General features: G+C 43.9%; 13 protein-coding genes. 7 read left to right on the top strand and 6 right to left on the bottom strand.

Annotated elements, in window-relative coordinates:
- Positions 1–4 precede the first annotated feature (4 nt).
- The 3 genes from SHEWPOL2_RS02125 (at position 5) to corA (ending at position 2042) form a co-directional block, all read left to right on the top strand.
- Positions 5–454: an ATP-binding protein gene (locus tag SHEWPOL2_RS02125; RefSeq protein ID WP_037425713.1), complete on the top strand. Its 450-nt coding sequence runs from the start codon at positions 5–7 to the stop codon at positions 452–454.
- 151 nt (positions 455–605) lie between these two features.
- On the top strand, positions 606–968 hold the full coding sequence (locus SHEWPOL2_RS02120) for a hypothetical protein (protein WP_037425603.1): 363 nt from the start codon (positions 606–608) through the stop codon (positions 966–968).
- Positions 969–1094: 126 nt separating this feature from the next.
- A complete protein-coding gene (gene corA / locus SHEWPOL2_RS02115) occupies positions 1095–2042 on the top strand; it encodes a magnesium/cobalt transporter CorA (RefSeq protein ID WP_037417441.1) in 948 nt (315 codons plus the stop codon).
- A 68-nt stretch (positions 2043–2110) separates the two neighbouring features.
- Here corA and SHEWPOL2_RS02110 read toward each other — a convergent pair whose 3' ends face one another.
- Positions 2111–3373, bottom strand: coding sequence for a DUF3391 domain-containing protein (locus SHEWPOL2_RS02110; protein WP_037417439.1), 1263 nt, complete (start codon positions 3371–3373; stop codon positions 2111–2113).
- Positions 3374–3489: 116 nt separating this feature from the next.
- Here SHEWPOL2_RS02110 and SHEWPOL2_RS02105 point away from each other — a divergent pair, with 116 nt between their 5' ends.
- A complete protein-coding gene (locus tag SHEWPOL2_RS02105) occupies positions 3490–4185 on the top strand; it encodes a 2OG-Fe(II) oxygenase (RefSeq protein ID WP_037417437.1) in 696 nt (231 codons plus the stop codon).
- Positions 4186–4190: 5 nt separating this feature from the next.
- On the opposite strand, the gene SHEWPOL2_RS02100 is transcribed toward SHEWPOL2_RS02105, so the two are convergent.
- The 4 genes from SHEWPOL2_RS02100 to SHEWPOL2_RS02085 form a co-directional block, all read right to left on the bottom strand.
- Positions 4191–5540, bottom strand: a complete 1350-nt coding sequence (locus SHEWPOL2_RS02100) for a sensor histidine kinase (RefSeq protein WP_037425600.1) — start codon at positions 5538–5540, stop codon at positions 4191–4193.
- On the bottom strand, positions 5531–6205 hold the full coding sequence (locus SHEWPOL2_RS02095; RefSeq protein WP_011072043.1) for a response regulator: 675 nt from the start codon (positions 6203–6205) through the stop codon (positions 5531–5533). Before SHEWPOL2_RS02095 ends, SHEWPOL2_RS02100 begins: the two co-directional genes overlap by 10 nt.
- Positions 6206–6391: 186 nt before the next feature.
- Positions 6392–6718 carry a hypothetical protein gene (locus tag SHEWPOL2_RS02090; RefSeq protein ID WP_037425597.1) on the bottom strand — a complete coding sequence of 109 codons (327 nt, stop codon included), beginning with the start codon at positions 6716–6718 and terminating at the stop codon, positions 6392–6394.
- 158 nt (positions 6719–6876) lie between these two features.
- Positions 6877–8190, bottom strand: a complete 1314-nt coding sequence (locus SHEWPOL2_RS02085) for a dicarboxylate/amino acid:cation symporter (RefSeq protein WP_037417427.1) — start codon at positions 8188–8190, stop codon at positions 6877–6879.
- 220 nt (positions 8191–8410) lie between these two features.
- On the opposite strand from SHEWPOL2_RS02085, the gene SHEWPOL2_RS02080 reads away from it, so the two are divergent.
- On the top strand, positions 8411–10942 hold the full coding sequence (locus SHEWPOL2_RS02080; protein ID WP_037425594.1) for a hypothetical protein: 2532 nt from the start codon (positions 8411–8413) through the stop codon (positions 10940–10942).
- A gap of 84 nt (positions 10943–11026) precedes the next feature.
- Here the strand turns inward: SHEWPOL2_RS02080 and SHEWPOL2_RS02075 are convergent, their stop codons facing one another.
- On the bottom strand, positions 11027–13255 hold the full coding sequence (locus tag SHEWPOL2_RS02075) for a M3 family metallopeptidase (RefSeq protein ID WP_037425591.1): 2229 nt from the start codon (positions 13253–13255) through the stop codon (positions 11027–11029).
- 273 nt (positions 13256–13528) lie between these two features.
- Here SHEWPOL2_RS02075 and SHEWPOL2_RS02070 point away from each other — a divergent pair, with 273 nt between their 5' ends.
- Together SHEWPOL2_RS02070 and SHEWPOL2_RS02065 are read left to right on the top strand one after the other, a co-directional pair.
- Entirely contained in the window at positions 13529–15127 is a 1599-nt protein-coding gene (locus SHEWPOL2_RS02070; protein ID WP_037425589.1) for a dipeptidase, read from the top strand.
- 548 nt (positions 15128–15675) lie between these two features.
- Positions 15676–16980 (top strand): SIR2 family protein, encoded by a 1305-nt coding sequence (locus SHEWPOL2_RS02065; RefSeq protein ID WP_037425586.1) that lies wholly within the window; start codon positions 15676–15678, stop codon positions 16978–16980.
- Positions 16981–17247 lie beyond the last annotated feature (267 nt).

The following is a 17247-nucleotide window of genomic DNA, read 5'->3' as shown; positions in this document are numbered from 1 at the left end:
GCCCATGGCGCAAAAACTGGCGATTATCATGCGTGGCTTGCCGGGCTGCGGTAAATCCTATTGGGTTGAACAGTTTGTCGCTAATCTGCCGTTAGAATATGCGCTGCGCGTCCGTCAAGGTGGTATTTTCTCGACCGACAGTTTTTTCTACGAGGGAGAGGTGTATCGATTCGATGCGAAAAAACTTTCCGAATACCATCAACGTAATTTAACTGCATTTATTCAAGCACTCAGCAATGCCCAGCCTGTGGTGATTTGTGATAATACTAATCTCTGCCGCTGGGAGTACATGGCTTACGAGGCCGCAGCCAAAGCCCTTGGCTATCAAGTGCGAATTATACTTGTTGGTAATCCATCAGATCCTGTTCATCAAAAACTGTGTGCTGAACGTAATCGTCACGGTGTGCTGTTAACTCAAATTCGCAGGATGGCAAAACAATTTGAGGATTGTTAACTTTCCTTTGTTTGTCATCTTTTGGTGTTATCTTCGATTCAAAATTAATGTCCAAGACCCTGAGTAAGAGTTTCATAAGCTTGATCTTAATGACAGTTTCCCTTTTATTTGTCGATTATACTACGGCGAGTTAGTTCCTCTGGAGTGTACCTTGTTAACAAAACTGCTGCTCACCCTCGCCGTCATCATTATGGCGATTTTGCTGCTCGCTAAACGTAAGCCTGGTGTGGTTCAAGCGTCATTACAAAATACGCCTGTGTTGCAGAGTCTATTGCGGCGCTACGCTATGAGTGGGGTATTTTTACTGCTTGGGCTTTGTGTTTTAAGCTACAGTGTGTGGTATTGGCACGATCAGCATAAAGTGGTGACCGTGACAATTATATCCCCATCGGGTGACAGTTTCGGTGTTTATCATGCCCGTAAAGGCGATATCTCAGAAGCAAAGATGGTCACGGTTGAGGGGGTACATATTCGTTTTTCAAATGCTGAGCGACTAGAGATCCTCGAAGACTAAGGCATATTTATTTTACGAATTTATCTCTCCCGCCTTTTCATTGCGAAGTTATGCGTTAAACTAGCGACAATTTTTTAGCCTGCACTTAAGTGGACTTTTTAGCTTAAGTTTTTTTCAGGAGGACACATGATTACTGCCTACGTCTATAAAAACCGTCAGTTGACGGTGACAGAGATTAACACTCAGGACAGTATTCCGGCGTCGACCATATGGTTGGATCTTTATAAACCTGATGATGCAGAGCGAGAGTGGTTAAGTCATTTTTCAGTTGAAGAAGTGCCAGACGAAGAAGATATCAACGAGATTGAGGCGTCGGCACGTTTTTATCAAAACAGCGACGGGCTGCATATCAATTCCTTATTCCCACAACGGGTGGGGCAAGATGTGCGTGGGGTGAACGTTTCCTTTAACCTGCGTACTAATTTTCTACTGACTATCCGTGAAGAGGATGTCGGACTTATCCGCCTATTACGAAACTATCTGCGGTTAGGTCGGCTTGAAGTATCAACCCCTCAGGAATTGTTTCTCGAACTATTTAATTTAAAAGTGGATTATCTCTCTGACTTGATCGAAGACGTGTATACCGTGCTTGAAAATGTCGGTGAGCAGGTTTTTGACAGTGAAGAGCTTGATGATGTGTTTAAGCTGATCACATTGCAAGAAGACTCCAATGGTAAGATTCGCTTAAGTTTGCTCGATACCCAGCGCTCACTACGTTATATGCAGCGATATTACCGCGGGCAATTATCCGATGAACACTTAAAAGACTTACGTGAAATGCTCTCGGACATTGAGTCTTTAATGCCTCACAGCCAGTTTATCTTCGACAAGTTAAACTTCTTGCTGGATGCTGCGATGGGTTTTAGTGGATTACAGCAGAATAAGATCATCAAAATTTTCTCGGTCGCTGCCGTTGTCTTTCTGCCTCCGACACTGATCGCGAGTAGCTACGGAATGAACTTTAATGGTATGCCCGAGCTAGAATGGCAATATGGTTATCCGATGGCGATTCTAATGATGCTTGCGAGCGCTGCGGGGACTTACTTTTTCTTTAAGCGTAAGCATTGGCTGTAATTGGCCAATTTGATTTAATCGCAAAGTATTCGCAAAAAGCCGGAGTTTCTCCGGCTTTTTTATGGGGATTATTTGCGGCTATCGCCACCAAAGTAATAACTGACGCGTTCTCGAGGGTTGAGATATTCGTGAACTTTTTCAGGTAGTGCCGCGGGAGGAAGGCAGCGGACGATACTGATCCCTTCGATTTCAAGATCAACGATAGGCGCTTGATCTTTTGGCACTAATGCATCGTAAACGAGGATTTTAGGGCAAAGTAGCTTTTGCAGATTGACCGACATCACCATCGCATATTGGCCGCTTGACAATTCCACCACACTTCCGGGGGGATAAATGCCAAGCATCTTGATCATTTTGCCAATATATTCCTGATTTAATTTTGTTTTATATTGTTTATACAAGTGTCCCAACGCGGCGTATGGCATACGAGCTTTACCCTGATTACCTGGGTAGCACAGGGAGTCATATTCATTCACTACTGCTAATAGCTGGGACATCTTATCAAGATCCGTTTCCTGCAATCCCTTGGGGTAACCAGTGCCATCAAGAAACTCATGGTGATTGGTGATAGCAGGGAAGGCAGCCTCAGGGAAATTCTCAGCCAGTTTGAGTAAATCAATCCCAAGAAGGGGATGTTGCTTAATAAAATTAAGCTCAGGCGCAGACCAAGGTGTGGTCTTTTTCAAAATCTGCGGTGGCACTTTGAGTTTACCCACATCATGAAATAGCGCACTTAAACCGATTAATTCAATTTCACTTCGGTCCCATTCCATCTCTTTAGCAATCAGCATGGCGAGTATGGCAACGTTTAATGAATGGTAGTAAATACTCTCATCCTGTTTGGCGTCACTCATTAAGTGCAGTACTAGATTATCGGAAGTTAACAGCTGTTCCACCATACTGTGGACTAACACCTTAGCATCATCAACGGCATTCAATGGTCGATTGCGTAGTTTAGAAATCATACTGCGCATCATGGCCACTGAACGGGTGAAGTTTTGTTCCGTTTTATGAATATCTCGGCGGAGTTTTTTCTGGACTTCGATTTGCTCAGCCTTATAGACATCCATATCATTTTTAAGATCGTGCAGTTCTGGACTCGGTGGCAGCTTGATAGGGTTAATGGCCTCAGGATTTAGCGGTGCGGTTTCACTGCGCTCTAAATCGACAATTACGTGTTCAATACCGAGATTTTTAATTAATTCAATTTGCGCAGCCTGTTTTATGTGAAAGCTACTGAATAAAAAAGGATGATCTTTCCAAGCAACGGGTAAACGCACAAAATTACCCACTTGTAATTGATGAATTGATACTTTACAGCTTTTTTTCATATTTTTGTTATCGTGAAGCCAATGGCGTTATTTTATATCAATGGTGCAGCTTTACAATTACTTAACTAACATGTCAGCATAGTAAGATTGGAAAATAACCGAAGCATTGAGCCTATATGGATTTTATCGAAGTATACCCTAATGCGATACCTGAAGACCTATGTGATCGTCTCATTCTTGCGTTCGAAAACCACTCAGGTGTGGTTGATGGGCAAACCGGTAATGGGGTCGATCTTGAAAAAAAGATCAGTCGAGATCTTACACTAGATAATTTCATAGATTTACAGCCACTTAAGAATGAGTTGTTATCTTATACCCTTAAGGGGACCGCTGATTATTTTACTCAATATTCGATGGCGTTGATGGGAGCTGTGGCGGTTTCTGTTAGTGATGAACAAGGTCAAGCTGTGACTCTAACGCCAACGAATTTTGAGCGTCTTGGTAAACCGAGAGCCGAAGCATTGGTCAAATATTTATACCGCAGTGGTAGTATTAATATTCAGAAATATCAAAAGAATAAAGGTGGATATCCCCACTGGCATTCAGAGCAATTTCCTCAGCTTAACCACAACGAGGCCTTACACCGTGTGGTGCTTTACATGTTTTATTTAAATGATGTAGAAGAGGGCGGCGAGACCGAGTTTTATTATCAGCAGCGTAAAATCGCACCTAAAAAAGGCACAATGGTGATTGCGCCAGCAGGTTTTACTCATTCCCATCGTGGCAATATGCCTATCAGTAATGATAAGTACATTGCCACCTCTTGGGTGATGTTTAATCGCGCCGAGCAGCTTTATGCTGTTTATGCATAGGATAGTTAGGTTGGGATGGTAATTCTGAATCGCGCGCCTTCAAGATTGCTTTCTTCAATACTTAGACTTCCGCCATAGCTACTGACAATTTCATCACATACGGCTAAGCCAATCCCTTGTCCTGGCGATTGGCTGTCGGCTCTTACGCCGCGCTGAATAATTTTTTGCCTAAGTTGTTCTTCTACGCCTGGGCCATCATCTTCGACGATCAATTCAAAATCACTCTGCTGATTAAAATGTGCTGTTACCTGTACTTGGCTAATACATAGCCTGAAGGCGTTTTCCATTAAGTTACCGCAGAGTTCCATTAAATCGCCTTTATTACCGGGAAACAATAAATTAGTCGGTATGTTGGCCTTAAATTTCACCTGTTTGTCACGGTAAATTTTAAATAGCATTTGCGCGAGTTGCTCAACAAGTGGGGCAATAGCGGTGTGTTCCTGCTTTAATCCCTGGCGACCTAACATGGCGCGTTTTAGTTGATATTTAACCAGCTGATCCATTTGGCTGATCTGCTCCATGATTTTTTCATTGGCAGATTGCTTTGTCAGACTTGTATCATCGGTAATGGCGTGAACGGCTGCAAGACGAGTTTTTAAGCTGTGCGCCAGATCGTTCATCGCGTTTTGATAGCGTTGTTGTTGGGCGCTCGATTGCTGTAATAGTTGGTTAAGCGCTTGAGTTACGCCTTCAAGCTCAACGGGGTAACCTTCTGAAAGTGACTTAGTCTTACCTTGGTTTATCGACTGCAACTCGTTTTGCATCCTTACGAGTGGACGCATCCCCCAATATGCCGCACTGACCAGCAGAATCAGTGCGAGAGCGAGCACCATGGCCAGACGGATATAGGTGCGTTTACTGAATTTGCTGTATTCCTGCTCGAGCTTAGCTGCATCTTTCATTACAAGCAGGTTGTAATGTACGCCAGCGATTTCTACTGCGAGCAAATACACAAAGTAACCTCTGTCATCGGCCATGGTGAGGTAATAGGGCGGAGAGTCGTTACGGATTTCGTTGAAACGTTCGCAGGTATCGAAGAGGCCACGGTCAACAGCGAGGGATGAGGTCCATACTTGTTTAAACTTCTCATCACAACTTGCGATTACATACCGCTCTTGCTTGTTGTTTTCCTCTAACCAAGCACTGGTATCAGGAATAAGATCATGTTCTCTAAGCTCGGCGGCAACTTGTGGAATTTCGGCGATAAGCTGGGCGGTTTCTTCGTTATAGCTATTTTGCGCATGCAGAATGTTGACCATCCAAGCGAGGCCAAACCCTACTAAGGTGATGATAGATAACGAGGTGAGAAACATCCGGGTAAGCAGACGTTTCTTGAATTTGAGCCTTAGTTGCATGGCAGATTAAATTTATATCCTTGTCCACGGATTGTGGCTATCGGATTATCAATGCCATCGCGGGTGAGTTTTTTACGTAAGCGACTCACCATCACTTCGATAGTATTAGGATCGCCTTCTTTGTCGCCATAAATGACATCTAATAGCCGCTGTTTTGCGACGACTTCATGACAATGGCGCATTAAATATTCGAGGATAAGGTACTCGAAGGCGGTGACTTCCATAATGTCATTGCCTAGCGTTACTTGTTTAGCGGCAAGATCAAGTTTTAACTCACCACTGGTAATGACAGGTTTGACAAAGCCGGCGCTACGTCTGACTAAGGCGTCAAGTCTTGCGACAAGTTCTTCTTTTTGGAAGGGTTTAACTAAATAATCGTCAGCGCCCGCATTGAGGCCTTCAACTTTATCTTGCCAATTCACCCTCGCTGTGAGGATAAGAATGGGGGCTTTAACGCCTTCTTCACGTAATTGTTGGATAAGACTAATACCATCTTGATCGGGTAAACCTAAATCCACAATGGCAACATCTATAGGGTAATTGGTTGCTTGGAAAAAACCTTCTTTGGCAGTGAGGGCCACTTGAACTTGGTTGCCCAAATCGCTTAACTGCACTTTTAGATGATGGGATAAAATAAGATCATCTTCGACAACCAAAATTCTCATAATACTCATGCCTTAACGTCGACTGGACTCAGTGTACGCAAATTATACGTGGGAGCCAAATATTGTCTTATCTTACCCACAAAGAACTTAACCTCGGCTGACCAAGGTTCGTTAGTGGTGAAAATAAGTACTAATCCATTGTCTTTAAAGTCATTATCTTTAATGTATTGTTAATGGCTATTGCCTTTATTTCGCTTTACTCCAGATGCCGTTGCCGCTCCACACTGCTCCTAAACTAAATAGCATTACGCTGCCCATGATGATCGCCAGTCTTAACCAAGGCTCTCCATGAGCGAGCCGTATCTGTACAGCATCGATTGCAGTGGTTCCCCAAACGGTGATAACACTGATAAACAATGCAGCTTGAACTATTCGAATCACAAGTGGTTGTTTAATAAGCAGGAAAAAAGGTGCTATAGCAAAAAGGCTTGTGAATACAAGCTGGTCATACCGTAAAAAATGTGCGCTTAACAGCCAAAAGGCGACAATCATCCAACTCACTCTCCACCACATAATCTTCTCCAACGCCAATATTGATGCAGGCTAATATAGCGATGTTTAAAGGACTATTCTATTTACTTGTTCACAGAATGGTGAGATTGCAGAATAAACAAGCCCAACAATGTTGGGCTTGGGATGATCAACATAAACGATAAATTATAGGGATATTTTTAATCTATTTTATGGACTTGCTCATCAAAGCTTGGGGCAACTTTGCCAGCTTGAGTATTATTAAAGACGGTTTCATTAAATTCGCCTTCTGATTTAGCGATCACGACTGTGGCCACACAATCACCAGTGACGTTTACTGCGGTACGTACCATATCCAGTAGTCGGTCGACACCAATAATTAACGCAATACCTTCAACGGGGAGGCCAACTTGGTTAAGCACCATCGCGAGCATTATGAGGCCAACACCAGGAACGCCTGCAGTACCAATCGAGGCCAGAGTCGCGGTTACAACCACCGCAGCATAATCAGTAAGGGTTAACTCAATGCCAAATACTTGAGCGATAAATACCGTTGCGACACCTTGCATAATAGCCGTGCCATCCATGTTAATGGTGGCACCTAATGGCAGGGTAAAAGAGGCGATTTTATTATCTACACCAAGTCGGTGTTCTGAGGCTTCTATGGTAATAGGTAAGGTAGCGTTAGAGCTGGCGGTGGAAAAGGCAAATAACTGTACATCGCGCATTTTGCGAATAAAGATCAATGGACTTAAACCTGAAAACACCTTAAGTAAAATGGGATATACAATAAAAGCGTGAATAAGCAATACGACGAGTACGACAAAGAAATACTGAACCACGCTGCTGAAAGTTTCTACGCCGAGAGTTAATGCAAGTTTACCCATTAGAGCAAAAACACCGTAAGGCGCAAGCTGCATAATCAGGGTCACTACGCGCATAATCACTTCGTTTAAATCTTCAAACAATACAGCAATACGTTTACCACGCTCGCCAATATGAGCGATAGCAAACCCAAAAATCACTGCAAAAATAATGATTTGCAGCATATTGCCTTCGCTCATGGCTTGCATTGGATTGGTCGGCACTATGCTGATTAATACATCAGCGAGACTCGGCGCTTCTTTTGCAACGTAATGCATTTTCTCTGACGCGAGTGAAGCATTACCCGGGTGGACTATCACTGCACTGATAATAGCTAGTACTAAGGCTATAGCGGTTGTGAATAAATAAAAGGCTAATGTTTTGCCGCCTAATCGCCCTAATTTTGAGGGTTCACTTAAGGAACATGTCCCACAGACTAAGGAAATAAATACAAGTGGAACGACTAACATTTTTAAACTTGAGATGAAAATCGTACCGATAACATGTAAAAAGCCGTTGGTAATATAGTCCTTAATAAATGCACTATCCGGAAAGTAATTACGTAGAAATAGTCCAATTGCAATACCCGTAACCATGCCGATTAAAATTTTACTGGTAAGGCCGAGTTTATGTTGTGATGAGGTTGCCATGGGGGTTCCTGTGTGTTTTTTATACGTTCTAATATTGGCGACGACAAGACTAGCAAGAAAATGCAGAAGTTTAAATGAGTTCTAATGTTAAACTAAGTTCAAAATATGCAAAATAAAATAAGAGAGTAATGGAAAAGTTACGTGAAAATTGTGTAATGTTAGCCTATAAGTTATAAGCGTCAATCTTAGTATTATCATTAGAATAACAGGGAGCCTGACAATGAAGTCAGCGTATAAGGTTTTTCTCGCAGGACTATGTTCACTTTTTTTGGTTGCATGTGGAGGCGGAGGCAGTATCTCCGATGATGGCTCTGGCACTCCTCCCACTCCCGGTGTTATTACCGTTACGATGGGGATCTCCAATACCAACATTTCAGCAAATACTCCTGCTACTGTTACCGCGAAGGTAGTGGATTCAAAAGTGGGTGCCTTAGCGGGGGAATTGGTCACTTTCAACCTAAGCAATTCAAGTATGGGATCTTTTTTCCCGACTTCGGCCACTGCATTAACAAATAGTGATGGGATTGCCTCTATTATTTTAAATACGGCAACGATTGCTGGTGCAGGGACTGTTACCGGAAAGATTGATACTGGGGAGTCCGGTAAAATTGGTTTTGTCATGGCTGGTGATGGGGGAAATGTTGGGGGAGGGGCTCAAGTTACCTTAAAACTCACTAATACGGCAGGTAATGCAATTGACAGTATTACATCTACGACACCTGGCATTTTAACTGCAACAGTAACTGGATTATCAAAAGCAGCCATTGTTACTTTTGATACAACAATTGGCGATCTACCAGTAAAAACTGCTATTACAGATATCAATGGCAAAGCTAGCGTTAATTTATATGCGGGAAGTCTTCCTGGTGCGGGTACTGCAAAAGCATCGTTGAACACGGGTGAGTTTGGTGAGCAAGTCTTTGTAGTGGGCGCTACCAATGTATTAATGGGAAGTGGCTCGCCCTTCGTGTCAGGCAAAGCAGATGTAAGTGCTACCACATTATCAGCAGGAGGAACTGCAACGATTTCTGTCCTCCTTCAGGATAGTAACGGTAATCCATTTACCGAGCCTGTGGATGTTAAATTTGCTTCAACTTGTTCAAATAAGGCGACACCAGAAGCAGTGTTAAGTACTCCTGTTACCGCTGTCGGCGGCCAAGCAACGAGTACCTATCTCGCAAAAGGATGTGTCGGTGATGATAATATTACTGTTACTGCAGATGTAGGGGGTAAAAACCTTTCCGCTACAGGTATTATTAAAGTGTTGTCAGCAAGTGTAGGTAGTATCGTTTTCGTTGATGCAACACCTCAGAATATTGGTATCAAAGGCACAGGCACTGCAGAATCTGCCACTTTGCGTTTTAGAGTGTTGGATACAAATGGCAATGCTGTAGCGAATAAATCGGTCGATTTTAAGCTTAACAATGATTCTGCTGGATTAAGCTTAACACCTGCAACTGTGACATCGAATAATCAAGGCTACGTACAAACAGTAGTGAATTCTGGTACTGTCGCAACCACGGTGCGTGTGACTGCAACGACTCAAGGGTCCAATGGGGCAATCATTTCAAGCCAATCTAATGTATTAGTCGTTTCAACGGGTAAGCCTGATCAAGACAGCTTTTCACTTTCCGCGTCAGTTTTAAACGTTGAAGGCTGGGATTATGATGGCGCTAAAGTGACTGTAACAGCCCGTTTAGCTGACGCTTTTAACAACCCTGTGCCAGATGGTACTGCTGTAGTGTTCACTGCGGAAGGTGGTTCAATTGAGAGTTCATGCCAAACAAAAAAAGGAGTGTGTTCTGTAGTTTGGACTAGTCAACAACCTCGTCCAGTTGGTGTTGCCGCTAATGGGCCTTTTTTCGATAGCATTGGTAATCGCGTTAAAGATCCTACTGCTTTATTAAAGCAAGAGGTCAATCTCGCTGGTCGAAGCTATTTTGGGAACTATTATGGCCAACCCTATGGTGGACGAGTCACTATTACTGCTACAGCAATTGGTGAAGAGTCTTTCCCTGATCTAAATAGCAACAATATTCTCGATACCGCGAATGAATTTAATTTATTTGTCGGTACCTCAACAAATTGTGGCCGTGATAACAGCGGAGACTGTTATGACTTGACCGAAGCCTACGTTGATCATAACGAAGATGGTATTTATACGCCGAAGTATATGACAGCAAGTACTACGGATACCTCCGGTGCTCGCGAAACCTTCACTGACTTTATTGATCCCGTGAATCCAACAGGACAAGGTGAGTTTAACTTAGCGGATGGAGAGTACAGCGGTGTGTTATGTGACGCTTCAGTTCCAGGGGTAAAATGTAGCCCACAAGCTTCAATTTCGGTTCGGCGCTCGCTTGTTCTTGTAATGTCAAGCAGTGAGGCTTACGCAACCAGTCTTGGAAATGTTGTGATTACTGATAATGTTGCAGGTAACAACCAAATTGATATCGGACTAAAAGGTAGCGCATCTGTTGTGTTTACTATAGCTGATATTAATAATCAGCAAATGCCTGCTGGAACAGTGGTTAACTTTAAAGCTACAGGCGCTACTGTCACGAGTTCAGGTAGTTATACTTGGCCAAGTACAAATTATAATGGTGGTAGACAGTTTGTTGTAAGCTTAAAAGGTGGCGATCAGCCCGACTCTGGTAATTTAATTGTCACAGTTACAACGCCAGGCTTAAGTGATGTTGGACTCGTAGGGACGGCATCTGAGGTGCTTAATATTCCCATCGTGGTTAAATAAGAACTAAAAAATAAGGTGCCGATGGCACCTTATTTTTGTTCATAAATACAATACCCGCATTGTTTTCACTGTGCGGGTGGTTGATTACTCAGCAAGTAAACCGCGGCTACGCAACAACGGTTCGATTCCTGCCTCTTTTCCACGAAATTTTTTATACATCAACATAGGGTCGTCACTGCCACCCTTAGACAAGATGTTGTTACGGAAGGCATCTGCGGTTGCTTTATCGAAAATGCCATTTTCTTTAAAGGCTTCGAAGGCATCGGCACCTAAAATATCCGACCAGAGGTAGCTGTAGTAACCGGCTGAATAACCGCCCGCGAAGATATGCGAGAAGTAAGTGCTGCGGTAACGTGGGCTGATCTCATTAATCAATCCCATGGCAGTTAAGGAGTCGGCCTCAAACTTGGCGGCATCCTTAGGCGAGGTATCGGTTAGGGTGTGCCAATCTAAATCGAGCTTTGTGGCGGCCATATATTCAACGGTCGCAAAGCCTTGGTTGAATTTGCTGGCGGCTTGGATTTTTTTCACCAGTTCCTGCGGGATCACTTCACCGGTTTTGTAGTGCTTAGCAAATTGCGCGAGCACTTCGGGCTGAGTCATCCAGTTTTCGTTGACCTGTGAAGGGAACTCCACATAGTCGCGAGGTACTGCCGTTCCGCCCTGTGAGCGATATTCAACATTGGATAACATGCCGTGCAGCGCATGGCCAAACTCATGGAACAGGGTGCTGGCTTCATCGAAGGTGAGCAACGCAGGTTCATTACCCGCTGGGCGAGGGTAGTTCAACACGTTGACTATAATGGGTTTAGAATCGACACCATTCATATGGTATTGCTTGCGGAACGAGTTCATCCAGGCGCCACCGCGTTTGCTATCACGGGTAAAATAGTCACCCATAAAGATGGCCATAAGCTTACCGTCTTTATCATACACTTCCCAGGTACGCACTTCGGGGTTGTATTTGGGTAAGTCGGTACGTTCTTTAAAGGTTAAACCATAGAGGCGATTGGCCGTGTAGAACACGCCTTTTAGGGTGCTGTCGAGGGAGAAGTAAGGACGAGTTTGCTGCTCGTTAAAGCTGTACTTCGCAACACGGATTTTGTCGGCATAGTAATCCCAATCCCAAGCTTGCAGCTTAAACTTGCCGCCTTGGCTGTCGATTAAGGCCTGCATATCTGCAACCTCAGCCTTGGCTTGGGCAAGGGCTGCTGGCCAAACTTTATTGAGTAAGCCGTAGACATTTTCAGGCGTCTTGGCGGTGCGATCTTCTAACACAAAATCCGCATGGGTTTTATAGCCCATGAGCTGCGCACGTTCGGCGCGCAGTGCGGCAATTTTTGCCAGAATGACTTTGTTATCATTGGCATTATTGTTATTACCACGCTCGATATAACCCTTATAGAGTTTTTCGCGTAGTTCGCGATTATCGGCATAAGTTAAAAATGGCGTGATAGACGGGCGTGACGTGGTAAATACCCATTTGCCTTCATGGCCACGTTTTTTCGCGGTTTCGGCGGCGGTGGCAACCACATCGGCCGGTAAACCTGATAAGTCAGCTTGCTTATCAATCACTAGCTCGAAGGCATTGGTTTCGGCTAACAGATTGTCACCAAAGGCTAAGTTAAGTTTGCCGATTTCTTCATTCAGGGCGCGCAGCTTGGTTTTATCCTGCTCGCTGAGGTTAGCACCGCCACGGGTAAATGATTTATAGGTGTCTTCCAGTAATTTGGCCTGAGCCGTGTTGAGCTTTAGGCTGTCTTTGCTGTTATAAACGGCTTTAACGCGTTGAAACAGCTTATCGTTCAATAAGATATCGTCTTCGGCCGACGATAACATTGGCGAGACTTCTTTGGAAATCGCTTGCAGCTCTGGAGTGGTATCCGCGCCAGTTAAGTTAAAGAAGACGTTGGATACGCGGGTCACGAGACCGCCCGAAAACTCCATCGCTTCAATGGTGTTGGCGAAGGTCGGCTTGTCTTTATTATCGACAATCGCTTGGATTTCTTCGTGTTGTTGAGCGATACCCGCCTTAAATGCTGGGAGGAAGTGCTCGGGCTTAATCTTATCGAAGGCCGGAATTTCCATAAAAGTATCATAGGGTTTAAAGAATGGGTTGCTGGCATTTTGGCTGATGATCTGTGCCGACATGGCATTCGGTGCGACTGCCGCCTGCGCCGCAGTATCGCTATGCTGCGCACTGCAACCGCTTAAGGCTAGGGCGAGCGTGATAGCGCTAAAGGTCAGTGTGATTGCGTGTGGTTTGAGTGTTCGCGCGTTAAGGGCCTGTGATTTTAGGCTTAGTCCCTTCATGTCAATTCCCCGTTAGGTGATTATTATTCTGTCGGATTAATGGTGTTAACAACCATTAAGCTTATTTTAAGCTGACTGTTTAGCATGTATTCGCCTAAGGGTTCCATCGATTTTGTGTTTTGTTTGTAACAAATGGTTAGCCTGCGGTTTTTAACGGAAGAACTATGGCAAACTGAGCCGCGCACTAAAGCAATATTCGGCAAAGGATAAAGCCATTGCTTGGGTGCGTTTTTATGTAAGTCCCTCATCATACAAATAATAAATAGGACCTCTATGGAATTGCTTCGGTTTAACTGTACGAGTCTCTGTCGTCGTTTTTCTTATTCCCTATTAGTCGCTGCGCTGTGGACATCGCAAGCAGCAGCGTCATCCACTAGCCTTAGCCAAGATGCGCTTAAGGTGGCCGATTATGCGGTGACCACCTATGACACGCAGATGGTTAAGAGTCTGGCGCATTTAATCAGTTTTAATACCCAAGCGGTTGAGGGGCAAACACCCGATACCAACCCCGCTTTTATTGGTTTTAAGTCGAGTTTAAAAAGCTTGAGCCAAGAACTCGGGCTCGATTATGCCGACCACGGTTATGTTGTATTGATTGGCCTCGATGCCAATGTTGTCGATGCCCAACGCTCACAGGTTGAGAAATTAGGAATCGTTACCCACGGCGATGTGCAACCCGCCAATCCCGCGCTCTGGGCCAAGAGCCCCTATGTGCTGGATACCGAGTCTGAACCTGGCAAGCTGATAGGTCGCGGCACTGAAGATGATAAAGGCGCGATTGTCACCGCCATGTATGCGATGAAGGCCATCAAAGATAAACAACTCGAACGGGAAAAACGCATTGAGCTGTTGGTGTATTTAGCCGAAGAGTCCGATTGGGATCCACTAAAAGCCTTTTTAGCCCATTACACCCTAGCGCAGATAAATATCACTATAGATGCCGAGTATCCAGTCGTCACCGCCGAAAAGGGTTGGAGTAAGATTGGCTTTACTGTGCCGAATATCGAGTCAACGCAGGAGCAGGGCGCGGCAACGAATGTTCCGAGCCTAACTGCATTTTCCGGCGGCTATTTTGCTAGCCAAGTGCCACAGCAAGCCGAGGCGCAAATTCATGCCATCACCCCAAGCTTGTTTGAACAATTACAGGCGAGCGCCGCAAAGCAGCAGGGGATGAAGTATCGATTCGAGCGTACTTGCGAGCAGGCCGTGTGCGACTTGCATATTTTTGCCGACGGTAAGGCGGCCCATTCCTCAACACCAGAAGATGGGGTGAATGCCGTGACGCATTTGGCCTCGCTACTTCAGCCATACACTTGGCCTAAAACCACTGCGGCTTTGACGGTCGCCGCCATGAATGAGTTAGTAGGGGTGGGGATTTATGCCGAGCAGTTTGGCGAACTGGCCTATAAAGATGATTTTATGGGCGCTTTAACGCTGGCCCCCACTGTTGTTGCGCAAACGAGTAAAGGGACGGAAGTCACCATTAATTTACGTCGCCCAGTGGGCAAAACGCCTGAGTTACTCTCAGCCCAAGCCAAGGACGCGCTGAACAAATGGCAAGCTGAGCATCAAGTGACACTCATCGACGTGGAAAGTTATTGGGGCGAGCCTATGGTGATGAAGGATGCACCGCATCAGCAGACTTTACTCGATGTATTTGCTCACTTTACTGGCATAGCATCACCCAAACCCGTGGCCATTGGCGGCTCAACCAACAGTAAATTATTCCCCAACGCTTTAAGTTTTGGCCCCGCCATGCCGGGCGTGGAATACACTGGCCACACCGAGAAAGAATTTATTACCCATAAACAGTTTATGCTGAATCTGAAAATGTACACCGCCGCTTTTATTGAGTTAACCGCCGCAAAATAGTGTGCTTTTTAATGGGCTTGATTAATTAAAGCGATGGGTAAAATACAACATAGGGTGAAAGGCGCTGATTTCACGCCAAAACTCATCGGTTTATAAGATAATGGCGGCTAATCCAAAATAGCCGCCATTGCATTGAATCGTTAAAACAAGATAACAACTGTTCATCTGGCGAAAAGCTTTTGCCCCAAAACGAGTTAACAAGTTTTCGGTGGAACAATAATGAACGACTTTCTGGCCTAGTAATATTCATCGTTATATCCCGTGTGATGTAATTCACTACTAACCATCAAAAAACGGGATAAGTATACCGTTGTATTCAAATTATAAGGATTGTGAACGATTTTCATCCTGCATTTGTGCGTGCTTTCTAATTTTTAAATAAATATCTTTAAAATTAATCGCTTATACTTACCAGTTCATAGATAATATGTTTTAAAAACGCGCATGTGCGTTTTTCTAGGTGGTGTATTTGAAGCAAAGCCGATAACTTCGCTGCAATACAATCAGTTAACCATGTGCAGTAATGTTATACCAATAAGGGGTGAAGGTTGAGCGAGTATTTCGAAATCGCGTATGCAGCGACATCAAGTAGATTGTGCTTATTCACTGGAACGGGATTTTCGAAATCTGTATCAGATAACCAAGCCCCTAGCTGGCAAGGACTTTTGGAGTCACTGTGTGAACTTCTTGCAAATGGAAATGATTTAAAGGCCAGCCTATTTCCAAAAGACGGTAAAAATACACTCGGATTAGAGGAGGCGGCTCAGGTTATTTCTATTGAACTGCAAAAAGTAGGTAAGAGCATCCACGAAGAAATTGCAAAGGAAATCAGTTCCATAAAGTTGATGGGGAACAATGCATCAATAGAAGATTTTCTATCAAAATGCTCTTGTCGTGTTGTTACAACCAACTATGACAAGCTTGTCGAAGAGCTAGTAGGATTTGAAGCATGTCACTCCTTGACGCCTGGCCTGCCGATTCCTAGATCGTCAGCCAGGGTCAAAGTCTATCATGTTCATGGGTCGATAGACTCTCCAGAAAATATGGTTGTTACGTCAGATGACTACTTTAAGTTTATTCATAGCGAATCGTATTTTTCGAGGAAACTAAGCACGGTGTTACATGAAAATACCGTGGTTATCTTGGGCTACTCTCTTGGAGATGCAAATCTAAAATCAATAATCAGTGATTATAAAGGGTTTTCTAAAAACCACGTTATAGGCTCGAATATATTTTTGGTGTCGCGATCAAAAGTCGATCAACCGGTTAAGGATTACTATGCGCACTGTTACGGTATTCGAGTGATTGATGAAACAGAGTGCCATGATTTTTTTAAAAAGCTAAATTCGGAAATCCCGAATGCAGAAAAGTGTGCAGAATCATCAGTAGCAAATATTAAAAAAGTGGTTTTTAATAATCATCAATTCACGAAAGGTTTTTTAAGTATTGAAAATGCATTTTACGAAATCGTATCTTCGATTGCGGCTGTCGGCGTAAGTATAAATGATAAAAAAGTGGTTAAAGCACTTGGTCAAATTATTGAATTCAAAACGGATTTGACGAATGGGTATAATGCGTGGGAGCAGTATGAACATATGGCGCGATGGTTAATATATATTGCGAGCATATTGGAGATCAGAGGAACATCAATAGAAAAGGTGTTCTTAGACGCTACTCTCAGATCTATGAACTCTATGCGTAAAGAGCTTTACATTGGTTATTCATGGCACGCTTATAACTCTTGGAATCAGCGCTGGCCGGGAATTATTGCATCAAATAGGGTTTTAATTAGAGATTATATCGTGGAGAACACCACATGGCCTGACGCTTTGCAGGTTGTAAATAGAAATTAGGTATAACAAATAAGGATAGGCCGCGCGTAGCCGCGACCTTATCCCAAGTGTTGAACAAGCCCGATGCTGGTTGTTGACACTTTATTATGCAAATAGCGGATTGAGAATGTGTACTGGCGAAGGTCTTATTTTCAAAGAGACTTTTATGCAGACATGACCCGCCCTTAGCGAACGAGCTAATATTTTTATTACCTATTCATCAAGCTGTTATCGAGTCCTCATTCTGTTTGGTTAACCCGTTATCCTTATACTTCTCGCCTTAGGCGG

Origin of the sequence: Shewanella sp. POL2 (assembly GCF_000282755.1) — a bacterium.
Taxonomy (GTDB): domain Bacteria; phylum Pseudomonadota; class Gammaproteobacteria; order Enterobacterales; family Shewanellaceae; genus Shewanella; species Shewanella xiamenensis.
This window is presented reverse-complemented; position numbering and strand designations above follow the sequence as displayed.

Bases quoted from the DNA above. Each gene is read 5' to 3' on its own strand.
- SHEWPOL2_RS02125 (WP_037425713.1), top strand. From the start codon at position 5: ATGGCGCAAAAACTGGCGATTATCATGCGTGGCTTGCCGGGCTGCGGT.
- corA (WP_037417441.1), top strand. From the start codon at position 1,095: ATGATTACTGCCTACGTCTATAAAAACCGTCAGTTGACGGTGACAGAG.
- SHEWPOL2_RS02110 (WP_037417439.1), bottom strand. From the start codon at position 3,373: ATGAAAAAAAGCTGTAAAGTATCAATTCATCAATTACAAGTGGGTAAT.
- SHEWPOL2_RS02105 (WP_037417437.1), top strand. From the start codon at position 3,490: ATGGATTTTATCGAAGTATACCCTAATGCGATACCTGAAGACCTATGT.
- SHEWPOL2_RS02100 (WP_037425600.1), bottom strand. From the start codon at position 5,540: ATGCAACTAAGGCTCAAATTCAAGAAACGTCTGCTTACCCGGATGTTT.
- SHEWPOL2_RS02095 (WP_011072043.1), bottom strand. From the start codon at position 6,205: ATGAGAATTTTGGTTGTCGAAGATGATCTTATTTTATCCCATCATCTA.
- SHEWPOL2_RS02090 (WP_037425597.1), bottom strand. From the start codon at position 6,718: ATGTGGTGGAGAGTGAGTTGGATGATTGTCGCCTTTTGGCTGTTAAGC.
- SHEWPOL2_RS02085 (WP_037417427.1), bottom strand. From the start codon at position 8,190: ATGGCAACCTCATCACAACATAAACTCGGCCTTACCAGTAAAATTTTA.
- SHEWPOL2_RS02080 (WP_037425594.1), top strand. From the start codon at position 8,411: ATGAAGTCAGCGTATAAGGTTTTTCTCGCAGGACTATGTTCACTTTTT.
- SHEWPOL2_RS02075 (WP_037425591.1), bottom strand. From the start codon at position 13,255: ATGAAGGGACTAAGCCTAAAATCACAGGCCCTTAACGCGCGAACACTC.
- SHEWPOL2_RS02070 (WP_037425589.1), top strand. From the start codon at position 13,529: ATGGAATTGCTTCGGTTTAACTGTACGAGTCTCTGTCGTCGTTTTTCT.